Below are 15,246 nucleotides of genomic sequence, written 5' to 3'. Positions count from 1 at the left end.
TCTACTGTCTCCATTTCCTCCAATAAGGGGCCGGACTTCCCTTGACCGATATCCAACATCTCCCTATATGAGCGGCTCACCACAGATTTCGAGACAGGGCGTGCAGTTGCGCGGCGCGCCAGAAGAAATGAAGTCTGACCGGTTTTCAGGACGCTATGAGCTGCGACTCTCCTCCCCGAAGAAACGGGCTTGAGAGGCCGTGGCTTTTTGTTCTGGAGCGCCCCACAACATTTGGTTTTCCACCGGCTAAGCGTTTCATAAGTGACGCAAATCCGGTGATGGCGAGAAGGCAAAAATACATGGCGACGAAAGCATCTTCGGTAAAGACAACTGCTCTCACACCGACCCGAAAAAAACGTATCCGTAAAATCTTTGGCGACATTCATGAAGTCATCGATATGCCGAATCTCATCGAGGTTCAGCGCGAATCATATGAGCAGTTCCTGCGCTCCGATCCGTCGATTGATTATGTTTCCGGTCTGGAAAAAACGCTGCGCAGCGTTTTCCCGATCCGCGATTTTGCCGGCACCGCCGAAATGGATTTCGTCAACTACCAGCTCGAAGATCCCAAATATAATGTCGAAGAATGTCGTCAGCGCGGCATTACGTACGCAGCGCCGATGAAAGTGACGCTGCGTCTGATCGTCTTTGAAGTCGATCCGGAAACAGAAGCACGCTCCGTTCTCGATATTAAAGAGCAAGACGTTTACATGGGCGACATGCCTTTGATGACCAAGAACGGCACGTTCGTCATCAACGGCACCGAGCGTGTTATTGTCAGCCAGATGCACCGTTCGCCCGGTGTGCTGTTTGACCATGACCGCGGCAAGACCCACAGCTCTGGCAAGTTCCTGTTCGCTGCCCGCGTTATTCCTTATCGTGGTTCGTGGCTCGACTTTGAATTTGATGCGAAAGACATCGTCAACGTTCGTATCGACCGTAAGCGTAAATTGCCTGTGACCGCCCTGCTGCGTTCGCTGGGTGATGCGATCATTGAAGTGAAAGAGAAGAAGCCACCGTTCAAGGTTGGTGAGATGGTTCGTGTTGCGGGTATGAAGCAGCCGGCTGAGATTACCGAGATTGACGGTAACCGGATCACGATCAAGGAGCCAATGGGTGCGATCGAAATTCAGGGCAAGATTGAAGATGAAGGCCGGACCAAGAGTGCTGAAATCACAGGCATCCTGAAACAAGGCTATTCCGAAGAAGATATTCTCAACGAATTTTACGGGCGCATTGTCTACAAGCGCGCGAAAGACGGCTGGACTATTCCTTTCGTAGCGGAGCAATGGCGCGGTCAGAAGCCGACCTTCGACATTGTCGATGCCGATAGTGGTGAAGTTGTCTTCGCCAGCGGCAGCAAAATCACGCCGCGCGGTGCGAACAAGGCTGAAAAAGACGGCATGAAAAATGTCGTCATACCGACCGAGGAAATTTTCGGCCGCTACAGCGCCTTTGACCTGATCAACGAGAAAACCGGTGAGATTTATATCGAAGCGGGTGATGAAGTAACGGTTGAAAATCTTGAGAAGCTTGACGGTGCTGGCATTGACCAGCTAGAGCTGCTTGACATCGACCATGTTACAACCGGACCATGGATCCGCAACACGTTGAAAGTCGACAAGGCAGACGACCGTGATGGCGCGCTATCCGACATTTACCGTGTCATGCGTCCTGGCGAACCGCCAACCCGCGAAACTGCTGAAGCTCTGTTTGAAGGCCTGTTCTTCGATCCGGAGCGTTACGACCTGTCAGCGGTTGGCCGTGTGAAACTCAATATGCGCCTCGATCTTGATGCGCCGGATGATTACACGGTGCTTCGCAAGGAAGATATTTTGGCTGTGGTCAAAACGCTTGTTGATCTGAAAGACGGCAAGGGTGAAGTCGATGATATCGATAACCTCGGCAACCGCCGTGTACGTTCGGTTGGCGAGCTTCTCGAGAACCAATATCGTGTTGGCCTGTTGCGCATGGAGCGTGCGGTGAAAGAGCGTATGTCCAGCGTAGACGTGTCCACGGTGATGCCGAACGATCTGATCAACGCGAAGCCCGCCGTTGCTACGGTTCGTGAGTTCTTTGGTAGCTCGCAGCTGTCCCAGTTTATGGATCAGACTAACCCGCTTTCAGAGGTCACTCACAAACGCCGCGTATCGGCGCTTGGGCCGGGCGGTCTGACGCGTGAGCGTGCCGGCTTTGAAGTCCGTGACGTTCATCCAACCCATTATGGTCGTATCTGTCCGATTGAAACGCCTGAGGGGCCGAACATTGGTCTCATTAACTCGCTGGCATCGTTCAGTCGGGTGAACAAATATGGCTTTATCGAAACACCTTATCGTCAGATTAAAGACGGAAAGGTTACCGATGAGGTTGTCTACCTCTCCGCGATGGAAGAACAGAAGCATACAGTGGCCCAGGCTAACGCCGATCTCAATGCAGATGGCAGCTTTGTTGAAGAGCTCGTTTCGGCGCGTGAAGCCGGTGAATTTTTGATCGCTCCGCGCGATCACATCACTTTGATGGATGTTTCGCCGAAACAGCTTGTGTCTGTTGCAGCTTCGCTCATCCCGTTCCTGGAAAACGATGACGCCAACCGCGCCCTAATGGGATCGAACATGCAACGTCAGGCTGTGCCGCTCGTGAAAGCAGAGGCACCATTTGTCGGAACCGGTATGGAAGAAACCGTGGCCCGCGATAGTGGCGCCGCGATTGCGGCCCGCCGCGGCGGTATTGTCGATCAGGTCGATGCGACCCGTATCGTGATCCGTGCACAGGGCGATGTCGAAGCAGGCAAGTCCGGCGTTGACATTTATACGCTCCAGAAGTTCCAGCGTTCCAACCAGAACACCTGCATCAACCAGCGTCCGCTGGTGAAAGTGGGCGATATCGTTCAGGAAGGCGACACGCTGGCCGACGGTCCATCAACCGATATGGGTGAACTGGCACTGGGCAAAAACAGCCTCGTCGCCTTCATGCCTTGGAATGGTTATAACTACGAAGATAGTATTCTCATTTCCGAACGTATCGTGAAAGACGATGTCTTCACTTCGATCCACATCGAAGAATTTGAAGTCATGGCCCGTGATACGAAGCTTGGCCCTGAAGATATTACCCGCGATATTCCGAATGTCGGTGAGGAAGCGCTGCGCAACCTCGACGAAGCGGGTATCGTTTATATCGGTGCTGAAATCGAGCCGGGCGATATTCTCGTCGGTAAGATCACGCCGAAGGGTGAAAGCCCAATGACGCCGGAAGAAAAACTTCTCCGTGCGATCTTCGGTGAAAAAGCTTCCGATGTTCGTGATACGTCTCTGCGTCTGCCTCCGGGTGTTGCAGGAACCGTCGTCGAAGTTCGCGTGTTTAACCGCCACGGCATCGACAAGGACGAACGCGCGCTGGCTATTGAACGCGAAGAAATTTCGCGCTTCACGAAAGACCGTGATGACGAACGCGCCATTCTGAACCGTGCAACCTTCAACGCATTGAAAGATATGCTGATCGGTCAGACGGCGACGTCGGCACCCAAGCCAATGAAGAAGGGTGCGGAGATTACAGCAGAAAGCCTGTCCGAACTGGACAATGCCGACTGGTGGAAAATCGCTGTGAAGGATGACAAGGTTCAATCCGACTTCGAAGCGACCCGCGGTCAATATGACGAAGCGATCAAGGAAATTAACGAACGTTTCGAAGATCGCCGTGAGAAGCTGGAGCGTGGTGACGAACTGTCCCCAGGCGTTCTGAAAATGGTCAAGGTCTTTGTGGCTGTAAAACGCAAGTTGCAGCCCGGCGACAAAATGGCTGGCCGTCACGGAAACAAAGGGGTTATCTCCCGCATTCTTCCGCAAGAAGATATGCCGTTCCTTGAAGACGGAACACCGGTTGATATCGTGCTGAACCCATTGGGTGTGCCATCACGTATGAACGTCGGTCAGATTTTCGAAACCCACTTGGGCTGGGCCGCACGTGGTCTGGGCGAGCAGGTGACGAAGGCTCTGGAAGAATGGAAGCTGGCTAATCCCGATCCGCAGGCGGCAGCACCGCCCGATGCGGTGAAAGAGCGGCTCAAGACCATTTACGGCGAGCAATATCACGAAGATATTGATGCCCGTGAGCCATCCGAGATTGTCGAGATGGTTGGTCACTTGCGCAATGGTGTTCCGATGGGAACGCCCGTGTTTGACGGTGCGCATGAAAGCGATGTGTCCGACATGCTGGAACTTGCTGGATTGGATCGGAGTGGTCAGGTCAACCTGTTTGACGGACGGACCGGAGACAAGTTCGACCGTAAGGTGACAGTGGGCTATATCTATATGCTCAAACTGCATCACTTGGTTGACGACAAGATCCACGCCCGTTCGATCGGACCTTATTCTCTCGTTACGCAGCAGCCTCTGGGCGGTAAAGCCCAGTTCGGCGGACAGCGCTTCGGGGAAATGGAAGTCTGGGCACTGCAGGCATATGGTGCGGCTTACACGCTGCAGGAAATGCTGACGGTCAAATCCGATGATGTGATCGGACGGACCAAGGTTTACGAAGCGATCGTCAAAGGCGACGATACTTTCGAAGCCGGTGTGCCTGAAAGCTTTAACGTTCTGGTCAAGGAAATGCGTTCGCTTGGTCTCAATGTCGAACTCTCCAGCTTCGGTGACGAAGATGAAGACGATGATGATGACGGTGTAGCGATTGCGGCGGAGTAAGGCGGGCAACGTCACACTCCTCCCAGCATTTCAAATTTTGGGCTAAGGCCCCGAAGGAATAGAATATGAACCAAGTAACAAATTTCGCAAATCCGATCGCAAAGCCGGAAACATTTGACCAGATTCAAATCGGTTTGGCTTCTCCAGAGCGCATCCGCAGCTGGTCATTCGGTGAAATCAAGAAGCCGGAAACGATCAACTACCGGACATTCAAGCCAGAGCGTGACGGCCTGTTCTGTGCGCGCATCTTTGGTCCTGTAAAGGATTACGAATGCCTGTGCGGTAAATATAAGCGCATGAAATATAAAGGCATTGTCTGCGAGAAATGCGGTGTCGAAGTCACGGTAACCAAGGTTCGCCGGGAACGCATGGGTCATATCGACCTCGCCGCTCCCGTCGCGCATATCTGGTTCCTGAAATCGCTGCCATCGCGCATTGGTCTCTTGCTCGACATGCAGCTCAAGCAGCTCGAGCGTGTGCTCTATTTCGAAAGCTATGTGGTTATCGAACCTGGTCTTACACCACTGGAGAAATTCCAGCTGTTGACCGAAGACGAGATGCTTGAGGCGCAGGATGAATATGGCGAAGACGCTTTCTCTGCCGGTATCGGTGCAGAAGCCGTCAAGATCATGTTGCAGGACCTCGACCTGGAGCGTGAAAAAGAAGATCTGATGGAAGAGCTGGCGACGACCAAGTCGACGCTGAAGCCGAAGAAGATCATCAAGCGCCTCAAGGTTGTCGAAAGCTTTATTGAATCCGGCAATAAACCGGAATGGATGATCCTCGAAATCATTCCTGTGATCCCACCCGAGCTGCGCCCGCTGGTGCCTCTGGATGGTGGCCGTTTCGCGACGTCTGATCTCAACGACCTTTATCGCCGCGTAATCAACCGGAACAACCGTTTGAAACGCCTGATGGAACTGCGTGCGCCGGACATCATTGTCCGTAACGAGAAGCGCATGTTGCAGGAATCTGTTGACGCGCTGTTCGACAATGGTCGCCGTGGTCGTACCATTACCGGTGCGAACAAACGCCCGCTGAAATCCCTGTCCGACATGCTGAAAGGCAAGCAGGGCCGTTTCCGTCAGAACCTTCTCGGTAAGCGTGTCGACTATTCCGGTCGTTCGGTTATCGTGACCGGGCCTGAGCTGAAATTGCATCAGTGCGGTTTGCCGAAGAAAATGGCCTTGGAATTGTTCAAGCCATTTATCTACGCGCGCCTCGACGCCAAGGGTCTATCGATGACGCTCAAACAGGCCAAGAAATGGGTCGAGAAAGAGCGCAAGGAAGTCTGGGACATCCTAGAAGAAGTGATCCGCGAGCATCCTGTTATGCTGAACCGCGCACCGACACTTCACCGTTTGGGCATTCAGGCATTTGAGCCGGTCTTGATCGAAGGTAAAGCGATCCAGCTTCACCCGCTCGTCTGTTCAGCGTTTAACGCCGACTTTGACGGTGACCAAATGGCTGTCCACGTCCCACTGAGCCTTGAGGCACAGCTGGAAGCCCGTGTCTTGATGATGTCGACCAACAACATCCTGTCACCAGCCAATGGTAAGCCGATCATTGTGCCTTCACAGGATATGGTTCTCGGTATTTATTACCTCACCATGGATCGCAAAGGCGAGCCAGGCGAGGGCATGATGCTGGCCGATATGGCTGAAGTGCATCAGGCGCTAGAAATTGGTGCGGTGACTTTGCACTCCAAAATCACCACCCGGGTTCCGCAAACCGATGAGGAAGGCAAACCTGTCCTCAAGCGTTTCGAAACCACACCGGGCCGTTTGCTGATTGCGGAATGTCTGCCGAAATCACACAAGGTTCCGTTCGACATTGTGAACCGCTTGCTGACCAAGAAAGAGGTCGGCGACGTGATTGACCAGGTTTACCGTCACACGGGTCAGAAAGACACGGTCCTGTTCGCCGATGCGATCATGGATCTTGGCTTCCGCCACGCGTGTAAGGCCGGTATTTCCTTCGGTAAGGATGACATGATCATTCCAGACTCGAAAGATGCAACGGTTGAAGAGACCCGCGCTCTGGTTGCTGACTATGAACAGCAATATCAAGACGGTTTGATCACGCAGCAGGAAAAATATAACAAAGTGATCGACGCCTGGAGCCGTTGTGGTGATCAGGTGGCGAACGCCATGATGGACGAGCTGGCGGCGACGCCAGAGGACGAGCATGGCCGTGAGCGTCAGATTAATGCCATCTACATGATGAGCCACTCTGGCGCCCGTGGTAGCCCAGCACAGATGAAGCAGCTGGGCGGTATGCGCGGCCTGATGGCCAAGCCTTCTGGCGAGATTATTGAAACGCCAATTATCTCGAACTTTAAAGAAGGCCTGACGGTTCTTGAATATTTCAACTCGACCCACGGTGCGCGTAAAGGTCTCGCCGATACCGCTCTGAAAACCGCTAACTCCGGTTATCTGACGCGGCGTCTGGTGGACGTTTCGCAGGACTGTACGATTGTCGAAAATGATTGCGGCACCGAAAATGCGCTGGAGATGAAAGCCATCGTCCAGGGTGGTTCGGTTATCGCATCGCTCGGCGAGCGTATCCTGGGCCGGACCATGGCCGAAGATATTGTCGACAGCAAAGACGACAGTGTTGTGATCAAGGCTGGCACATTGCTGGATGAAGCAGCCATCAAGGTGATTGAAGAGCTCGGTATCCAGTCCGCGCGCATTCGCTCTCCGCTGGTTTGCGAATCCAAAATGGGCGTTTGTGCGACCTGTTATGGCCGTGACCTTGCTCGCGGTACACCGGTGAATATCGGTGAGGCTGTTGGCGTTATCGCGGCACAGTCCATCGGTGAGCCAGGCACGCAGCTGACGATGCGGACCTTCCACATCGGCGGTGCGGCACAGCTTAACGAGCAAAGCAATCTGGAAGCTGTGGCCGAAGGTACGGTGCAATATCGCGATATGCCAGTGATCGAAGACAAGAACGGACGGTTCCTGTCGCTCGCTCGCTCCGGTGAAATTGCGGTTATCGATGATGAAGGGCGTGAGCGCAGTGCTGACAAACTTCCATATGGTACCAGCCTGCTGGTCAAGGATGGCCAGAAGGTCAAACTGGGCGATCGTCTGGCCGAATGGGATCCATTCACCATGCCGATGATTACCGAGAAACCGGGTGTTATCAAATATCAGGATGTCATCGAAGGCAAAACGATGACCGAACAGACTGATGAAGCGACCGGTATCGCACAGCGTGTGATCACCGAATATCGTGCATCGGGCCGCGGCGCTAACAAAGAGGATCTGCGTCCGCGCTTGACCCTGCTTGATAGCGACAGCGGTGAAGCTGGCCGGTATATGCTAGCCAATGGCGCCACGCTCTCCGTGACCGATGGTCAGGAAGTGGTTGCTGGTGACGTGATCGCACGTGTTTCTCGCGAAGCTGCGAAGACCCGTGATATTACCGGTGGTCTGCCACGTGTTGCCGAGTTGTTCGAAGCACGTATTCCGAAAGACAATTCAATCATTGCGAAGGTTTCCGGCCGCGTTGAATATCTGCGCGACTATAAAGCCAAGCGTAAGATTGCGATTGTTCCCGAGGAAGGCGAACCAGTAGAATATCTGGTGCCGAAGACGAAAGTCATCGACGTTCAGGAAGGCGACTTCGTGAAGAAGGGCGATAACCTCGTTTCCGGTTCGCCTGATCCGCATGACATTCTTGAGGTCTTGGGAGTGGAAGCGCTGGCTGAATATCTGGTTGCGGAAATTCAGGAAGTCTATCGTCTGCAGGGCGTGAAAATCAACGATAAGCATATCGAGACGATTGTTCGTCAGATGCTGCAGAAAGTTGAGATCACCAATGGGGGCGACACGACGCTTCTTCCCGGCGAACAGGTCGATCTGGAAGAGATGCTTGAATATAATGCCAAGCTGACCAAGAAGCAGGTTCCTGCTGAAGGTAAGCCGGTACTTCTCGGCATCACCAAAGCCAGCCTGCAGACACGTTCGTTCATTTCTGCGGCTTCTTTCCAGGAAACCACCCGGGTGCTGACGCAGGCGGCTGTCGAAGGGAAGAAAGACTCGCTCATCGGTCTGAAAGAAAACGTCATTGTTGGACGTTTGATCCCGGCCGGTACGGGTGCAGGTATGAACCGCGCACGGATTGCGGCGACTGGCCGTGATGCTGCGCTGCGTGCGCAGCAGCAAAAAATTGCTGATGCCATGGCTGCTGCCGATGATCTGAAAGCCGAAGAAGCGGCCGCTGCGGCTCCTGCTGCGGAAGAAGTATTCGATGCGCCAGCCGCTGAAGAAGCGCCAGCAGCAGAAGCTGTCGTTGAAGAGGCACCTGTTGCGGAAGCACCAGAAGCTCCTGCCGAAGCGGGTGACAAAGAAGAATAATTCTTTGCTATTTGCAAAAAAAGCCCCGCTGGATCAGTTTCAGCGGGGCTTTTTTTTTTGAAGTTTTCCGGGAGGCTTATGCTGCCGCTATTTGCTGCAAGGCATCTGAAACAGCTGTTTCCCCTTTCATCATTTGCTGGTCTGCTGAGATGAAAGTTACGTCGTGTATACCGATGAAACCGAGCACATGGCGCAAATAGCCAGTGGCGAAATCCAGTTCACTACCAACTTCAGTGCCACCAGATGCGACCAGTATGTAAGCTTTCTTGCCGTTCAATAGTCCCTCAGGGCCATTGGCCGTATATTGAAATGTCTTGCGAGCACGGGCAACCATATCGATCCATGCCTTTAGGGCAGCGGGGATACCGAAATTATATATCGGAACACCGATGACGATTGTGTCAGCGGCGATGATCTCATCTACCAGCGTATCGGAAAGGTTGAGTGTGGCCTTCTGGCCTTCAGACCGATCGGCCTCGTCGGCGAAATTGGCACCGACCCAGTCTTCCGTCACAAAAGGCAAGCCATCGGCAACATCCCGGACTGTCAGGGTTTCAGGAGCAATTTGATCGATGAGAGCATCCGTCATTGCACGTGTGGATGAACCATTTTTTCGTGCGCTGGCATCAATGCGGAGTACAGATTTATGTGTCATGAGATATTTCCTTTTCTTGAGAAGATAAAGTGAAGGGGCACCCTGGTTTCGGGGATGGATGGGCGCCCCTCCTTCGCGGGTGTCAGTTGCGGGCTTCAAAGGCTTCGACAAAGACTAGTTCGGCATCTTCCAACGCTTCGATATCAAGCGATTCCACGTCCCGGATGGCAAGAGAATCACGTGCAGCAATCTCTTCGCCATTGATCCGCAATGTGCCGGACGAAGCGACCAGATAGACATGTGCGCCTTTTGCGATGTCGTGTCGGATCACGGTCCCGGCTTTCAGCGTTGCGCCGTAAAGCCTTGCATCAGCCCGGATCATGAGAGCGCCGCTGTCGACGTCTTGATCAAAACCGCTGGCCAGTATTTCGAGCTGCCCGGCACGGTCGCCCTTCGGAAAGGCTTTCGCATCCCAACGCGGATCACCGCCGGATTCGCGGGGTTCGATCCATATCTGGAAAAGCCGTGTCTGTTCGTCTTCCAGATTATATTCGCTGTGGGTCACGCCGGTGCCAGCGCTCATCACCTGAACATCGCCCGCGGCGGTGCGGCCTTCATTGCCGAGAGAATCGCGATGGGTAATCGCGCCTTCCCGAACATAGGTGATGATTTCCATATTTTCGTGCGGATGCATCGGAAACCCCGTCTGGGCAGCGATCTCATCATCATTCCAGACACGGATCGGACCAAAGCCCATGCGGGCGGGGTCCCAATAACGGCCAAAGGAAAAATGGTGCCTAGCCTGCAGCCAGTCGTGATTGACGTGGGCCAGTTCATCAAATGTGCGTTTCTCAATCATAATCATTCTCCTGTGTTTCGGACGGTCCCGCTTTCCTTATCGGGTGGCGTTTCCGTCGTGCTTGAGAATGAGATAAGACGATTTTTTTGTTTCTTAAATAGAATATAAAGAAATTGATTGTTTCCTATAATTATATAATACGACAGGCATGAACCTTCCTGATTTTGAGGCATGGGCAATATTTGCAGCCGCCGCCCGGCTCGGCAGCTTTACCGCTGTTGCCCACGAGCTCGCGATTTCCAAGCCGACAGTGTCCAAGGCCATTACGCGATTGGAGGAGTCGCTCGGCACCGTGCTGTTTCACCGAACCTCACGCAAAATATCTCTCTCCACCGCGGGGAAAGCGTTGCTGCCTTATGCGCAGGCCATCGCCGTTGATGGAGAGGCGGCGATGGAGGCTGCGCGCGACACGGCTCATTTGCTCCGCGGTCAAATCCGGTTGGCAGCGCCTTTGAGTTTTGGCCTATCGCATCTCGCGCCGATCATCGCCGATTTCATGTGTGAATATCCGGAGATATTGGTTGATGTGCAATTGAGCGATGCCCGGGTTGACCTGATTGAGGAGGGGTTTGATCTTGCCATCCGTATCGCCGAGCTGCCGGACAGCAGCTTGCGGGCCGTGCGGCTGCGCAGCATGCAGGCCTATTTTATAGCCGCGCCCGATTATCTGGAGCGCCGCGGAACACCGACAAGGCCAGAGCAGCTCGCCGAGCATGATTGTTTTCTCTATTCGAACGAAGCCACCCCGGAAATGTGGCACATGAACGGGCCGCAGGGCGAGAAAATATCGGTTCGGCCCCGCTGCCGGTTTCGCAGCAATAACGGCGATATCATGCTGCCGGCGCTGATTGCCGGCCGCGGCATCGGCTACCTGCCTGATTTTCTGTGTCAGGATGCAATAAATGGTGGTGCCTTGCGACCGATATTGCCGGGCTGGCGGTTTGGTGCGATCGCGTTGAATCTGGTCATGCCGCCGTCGCCACATCGTCCGGCGCGCGTGGATGCGCTGATCAACCATCTGAAGAAACATCTTCGCTGAGCGCGGCGGCAGGGGTAAAATCTGCTGTCCTACATCCAGCGGCTTCTATATGGTTTTCTCAATATCAGATCAGCGATGATTGAGCATGGGTGTATTTGATCGCTGGAAAAAGGGGCGAAGATTTTTTGTGCGATTCTGTGTCGAAACTGTATAATCTCGTTCATATTCGAAGCGGCAGAGCTGAATAGCCATGCCATTCGAGACGATATTGCTCTTCCTGATCACTGACCTGACCTTCTGTTTCACACCGGGGCCAGCGACGATGGTTACAGTTAGCCATGCCCTGCCTGCGGGGCGGCAGGGGGGTATGCGAGGCGCGCTCGGGCCAATTGTCGGGATCAACGTTGGGAACTTCATCTGGTATGCGCTGACCGCCTTTGGCTTGATCGCGATGATACAGGCATTCCCTTCTGCCTATGCGGTCCTGCGTTGGTTAGGGGTGGCCTATCTGGCCTGGTTGGGCATCGCCATGCTTCGCGGGGCAAGGCAGAATCTCAGCGGCTCCGCAGCCACCGCAGAGGGGTTCAAGCGCGGTTTCCTGAGCGGTTTGGCTGTGCATATGTCCAATCCCAAGGCGTTATTCTTTTACACCGTCATCATTCCCCCATTTGTTGATCCGGCTGGTAATTTGTGGGTGCAGTTCGGGATATTGGCTGGACTGACCATATTCACCGAAACGGCTGGTCTGACCTTCTACGCGGCGCTGGCGTCACGTGCGCGCAGCCTGGGCAACGCCGACCGGGTACAGGATATCTTCAAACATGTGGCGGCCGCCGTCCTGGTTTGTGTGGCGCTTGTCATGGCCTTCCTGAATCTCGAAGAGGCCGGCATTGATCTGGCGTTCAACGGCGTGAAAGGCGGGTTCGGTTAGATGAGGCCTATGGTGCGCTCTCTATACTTTCTTTCTATCGCCACTCTGGCTGTGCAACCGGCTTCGGCCAGAGCAGAGTCACCGGAAAGTCAGGCGATGGATGCGCAAACTGTGCTGGCGCTTAAATCCTTGCAGCTGCTTGACCAGCGCATGCATGCTACCGGCTATCGACTGGTCTCGGCCAATGCGGAATTTTGCAAAGAGACCGTCCCACATCTGGGTGTCCTGCTGCATGATATCGAACAATATGGCGACCAAGCCACGGCGCGATTTGCCTTTGGTTTTACCAGCCCGATCGCGATTAACGCGGTTGCTCCCGATAGCCCGGCTGCCATCGCCGAACTGGCAGCGGGCGATGGTCTGAAAGCCATTGACGGGATAGCGGTGCAGGATATTACGGTCGATACTGAAAAACTGGCCAAGGAGAAGCCGGAATATCGACGGATCGCGGCGGTGAAAGCGACGTTGATGGAGGCGGGAGCCGACGGTCAGGCAGAGCTTGTGGTGCAAAGGGGCGGCATCAATCAGATGGTCACCTTGGCGCCTGTTGAGACATGTCCCAGTCAGTTTCAAATTCGGGTCAGCAGCAAACGCGATGCTTCTGCCGATGGAAAGATGGTCAGCATTTCATCAACGCTAGCGGAATATGTGCTGGATGATGATGAACTCGCTGCAATTGCGGCTCATGAACTGGCCCATAACCTGCTGAAGCACCGCGAACGCCTAAACGCACAAAAGGTCAATCGCGGCTTTTTCGGGCAATTTGGCAAGAGTGCCGGGCGGATCAAGGCGGCAGAGATAGAGGCAGATCGGCTATCAGTCTGGTTGATGGCCAATGCCGGTTATGATCCGCAAGCCGCAATCCGTTTCTGGACGCGCTACGGCAAGCAACATGGCAAGGGTATTTTCTCCGCATCTACCCACTACCGCTGGAAGAAGCGGGTGAGATTGTTTGAAGAGGAAATCGCAAAAATGCAGGAGGTGGGGTCTGTCGCAGGCAAATATGTGCCGCCTTTATTGACCACAAGCGTGCCCTAGTCGCCGGTAAGGCGCGTCAATCGTCCTTGTAAGCGCGTTTGCATTCTTTACGTTCTTCCTTGGTCTCGGCTTGCTCGAGACAGGCATCGCGCTCCCGCTTGCGTTCCGCCAGCACCTTGCGCCCGAGATCTTCTTCTCTCTCGGACTCGGTCTGGGTCGAGGCGTCCACTGCGGTCTCGACAACCGTTCCGGCGGCCTTGAACGGAGCGGTTACAATTTTGCTCGCGACACAGCCGCTCAGCATGGTCAGAGCAAGCGATGATATTGCTATGGACGATAGACGCATGGATTATCTCCTCGGCAAACCCCTTGCGCTTTGACGAATGAAGACCCGCTGAACAATGGGACTAGGCTTTATAAGCTTATGACTTTGCCAGCAATTTTTCGGCAACAGTGCGGATGTCATCGCCAATTTCAGGATGGGCTAGTGCCAGTGCCAGATTGGCCTCGACATAACCGGCTTTCGACCCGCAATCATAGCGGGCACCATCAAAAGTCATGCCGTGAAAGGGCTGTTTGCCGATCATCTGCGCCATCGCATCGGTCAGCTGTATCTCGCCGCCAGCGCCTGCTTCCTGGGTCTCGAGGATCCGCATGACTTCAGGTTGCAGGATATAGCGCCCCGGCAAGATGAGGTTTGATGGTGCGGTGCCGGCTGCCGGCTTTTCGACCAGTCCTTTGACTTCGGTGATCGGACCATCGCGGTAACCCGGATCAATCACACCATAAGAGGGGGTATCTTCAATCGGAATCTCCAGCGCACAGATGACATTACCGCCAAGCTTGCCATAGGCATCAACCATCTGCTTCATGCAGCCTGGGCTGCCGACCATGAACTCATCGGGCAGGAAGATGGCGAAAGGTTCGTCTCCGATAATATCCCGCGCACACCAGATCGCATGGCCAAGGCCAAGCGGTTCCTGTTGCCGGACAAAGACGCTGTTGCCGGGTGTCAGGCGCGTGCCATCGAGCACCGCGCCATCCTTGCCGCGATCGGCCATGGTGCGTTCCAGCTCATAGGCGAGATCGAAATGATCCTCGATCATCCCCTTGCCGCGCCCATTGACGAAGATCATTTGCTCGATACCGGCTTCCAGCGCTTCATCCACCGCATATTGCAGCAGCGGACGGTCAACAATCGGGAACAGTTCCTTCGGCATGACCTTGGTCGCAGGCAGAAAACGGGTACCCATTCCAGCGACGGGGAAAACGGCTTTCTTGATCGGTTTCATGGAAATGGCTTCAATCCTTCAGCTTGTCGGCGAAACTGGTGCGCAGCTTTTGCAATTTCGGCGGAATGGTCGCAACACAATAGGGATTGCCGCGCCCTTCATCTGCCCAATATTGTTGGTGATAATCCTCTGCTACATACCAGGTGGCCGGTCCTTCTATCGTGGTTACAACGGGTTCCGAACGCTCTGCGCCCGCCCGTTCTATGCCCGCGACAGCCGCCGCGCGTTGATCATCATCCAGTGGAAAGATAGCCGATCTATATTGCGTTCCAATGTCATTGCCCTGCCGGTTCAGCTGGGTCGGATCATGAGTCGCAAAGAAGATGTCGAGCAGGTCGTCATAGCTTACGACATCAGGATCAAAGCCGATTTTGATTCCTTCGGCATGACCGGTCGTCCCGGAACAGACTTGTCGGTAGGTGGGATTGGCATTTTTGCCGCCAATATAACCGCTTTCGACGCTGTGCACGCCAGCAATGTCATTGAACACCGCTTCGGTGCACCAGAAACAGCCACCGGCAAAAATCGCTTCCTGCATTGTCAAAAACTCC

Annotated in this window: 10 protein-coding genes; 5 read left to right on the top strand and 5 right to left on the bottom strand. The window is 54.2% G+C overall.

The features are described from left to right. The first annotated feature begins 299 nt into the window (after window positions 1-299). Both rpoB and rpoC read left to right on the top strand, forming a co-directional pair. Window positions 300-4,694 carry a DNA-directed RNA polymerase subunit beta gene (rpoB, locus tag AC6I9Z_RS01635; protein WP_461457621.1) on the top strand — a complete coding sequence of 1,465 codons (4,395 nt, stop codon included), beginning with the start codon at window positions 300-302 and terminating at the stop codon, window positions 4,692-4,694. Window positions 4,695-4,759: 65 nt separating this feature from the next. Next, window positions 4,760-9,061: a DNA-directed RNA polymerase subunit beta' gene (gene rpoC / locus AC6I9Z_RS01630; protein ID WP_461457623.1), complete on the top strand. Its 4,302-nt coding sequence runs from the start codon at window positions 4,760-4,762 to the stop codon at window positions 9,059-9,061. Between the two features lie 76 nt (window positions 9,062-9,137). On the opposite strand, the gene AC6I9Z_RS01625 is transcribed toward rpoC, so the two are convergent. Together AC6I9Z_RS01625 and AC6I9Z_RS01620 are read right to left on the bottom strand one after the other, a co-directional pair. After that, window positions 9,138-9,716, bottom strand: coding sequence for an FMN-dependent NADH-azoreductase (locus AC6I9Z_RS01625; RefSeq protein WP_461457625.1), 579 nt, complete (start codon window positions 9,714-9,716; stop codon window positions 9,138-9,140). Window positions 9,717-9,798: 82 nt separating this feature from the next. Beyond that, window positions 9,799-10,515 carry a pirin family protein gene (locus AC6I9Z_RS01620; RefSeq protein WP_461457627.1) on the bottom strand — a complete coding sequence of 239 codons (717 nt, stop codon included), beginning with the start codon at window positions 10,513-10,515 and terminating at the stop codon, window positions 9,799-9,801. Between the two features lie 148 nt (window positions 10,516-10,663). On the opposite strand from AC6I9Z_RS01620, the gene AC6I9Z_RS01615 reads away from it, so the two are divergent. The 3 genes from AC6I9Z_RS01615 to AC6I9Z_RS01605 all read left to right on the top strand — a co-directional run bounded on the left by AC6I9Z_RS01615 (window position 10,664) and on the right by AC6I9Z_RS01605 (window position 13,463). After that, window positions 10,664-11,554, top strand: coding sequence for a LysR family transcriptional regulator (locus AC6I9Z_RS01615; protein ID WP_461457629.1), 891 nt, complete (start codon window positions 10,664-10,666; stop codon window positions 11,552-11,554). A gap of 190 nt (window positions 11,555-11,744) precedes the next feature. Continuing rightward, window positions 11,745-12,425: a LysE family translocator gene (locus tag AC6I9Z_RS01610; protein ID WP_461457631.1), complete on the top strand. Its 681-nt coding sequence runs from the start codon at window positions 11,745-11,747 to the stop codon at window positions 12,423-12,425. Beyond that, a complete protein-coding gene (locus AC6I9Z_RS01605; protein WP_461457632.1) occupies window positions 12,426-13,463 on the top strand; it encodes a M48 family metallopeptidase in 1,038 nt (345 codons plus the stop codon). It begins immediately after the preceding gene. A 16-nt stretch (window positions 13,464-13,479) separates the two neighbouring features. Here the strand turns inward: AC6I9Z_RS01605 and AC6I9Z_RS01600 are convergent, their stop codons facing one another. The 3 genes from AC6I9Z_RS01600 to msrA all read right to left on the bottom strand — a co-directional run bounded on the left by AC6I9Z_RS01600 (window position 13,480) and on the right by msrA (window position 15,233). Beyond that, window positions 13,480-13,749, bottom strand: a complete 270-nt coding sequence (locus AC6I9Z_RS01600) for a DUF6726 family protein (RefSeq protein WP_461457634.1) — start codon at window positions 13,747-13,749, stop codon at window positions 13,480-13,482. 76 nt (window positions 13,750-13,825) lie between these two features. Then, window positions 13,826-14,701, bottom strand: a complete 876-nt coding sequence (locus AC6I9Z_RS01595) for a UTP--glucose-1-phosphate uridylyltransferase (RefSeq protein ID WP_461458229.1) — start codon at window positions 14,699-14,701, stop codon at window positions 13,826-13,828. 4 nt (window positions 14,702-14,705) lie between these two features. Continuing rightward, window positions 14,706-15,233, bottom strand: a complete 528-nt coding sequence (gene msrA / locus AC6I9Z_RS01590) for a peptide-methionine (S)-S-oxide reductase MsrA (protein WP_461457636.1) — start codon at window positions 15,231-15,233, stop codon at window positions 14,706-14,708. Window positions 15,234-15,246 lie beyond the last annotated feature (13 nt).

Source organism: Parasphingorhabdus sp., assembly GCF_059726685.1.
The sequence above is the reverse complement of the archived record's forward strand: the minus strand, read 5'-3'. Positions and strand labels throughout refer to the sequence as shown.

Coding starts and splice junctions, on each gene's coding strand:
- rpoB (WP_461457621.1), top strand. CDS start 300: ATGGCGACGAAAGCATCTTCGGTAAAGACAACTGCTCTCACACCGACC.
- rpoC (WP_461457623.1), top strand. CDS start 4,760: ATGAACCAAGTAACAAATTTCGCAAATCCGATCGCAAAGCCGGAAACA.
- AC6I9Z_RS01625 (WP_461457625.1), bottom strand. CDS start 9,716: ATGACACATAAATCTGTACTCCGCATTGATGCCAGCGCACGAAAAAAT.
- AC6I9Z_RS01620 (WP_461457627.1), bottom strand. CDS start 10,515: ATGATTGAGAAACGCACATTTGATGAACTGGCCCACGTCAATCACGAC.
- AC6I9Z_RS01615 (WP_461457629.1), top strand. CDS start 10,664: ATGAACCTTCCTGATTTTGAGGCATGGGCAATATTTGCAGCCGCCGCC.
- AC6I9Z_RS01610 (WP_461457631.1), top strand. CDS start 11,745: ATGCCATTCGAGACGATATTGCTCTTCCTGATCACTGACCTGACCTTC.
- AC6I9Z_RS01605 (WP_461457632.1), top strand. CDS start 12,426: ATGAGGCCTATGGTGCGCTCTCTATACTTTCTTTCTATCGCCACTCTG.
- AC6I9Z_RS01600 (WP_461457634.1), bottom strand. CDS start 13,749: ATGCGTCTATCGTCCATAGCAATATCATCGCTTGCTCTGACCATGCTG.
- msrA (WP_461457636.1), bottom strand. CDS start 15,233: ATGCAGGAAGCGATTTTTGCCGGTGGCTGTTTCTGGTGCACCGAAGCG.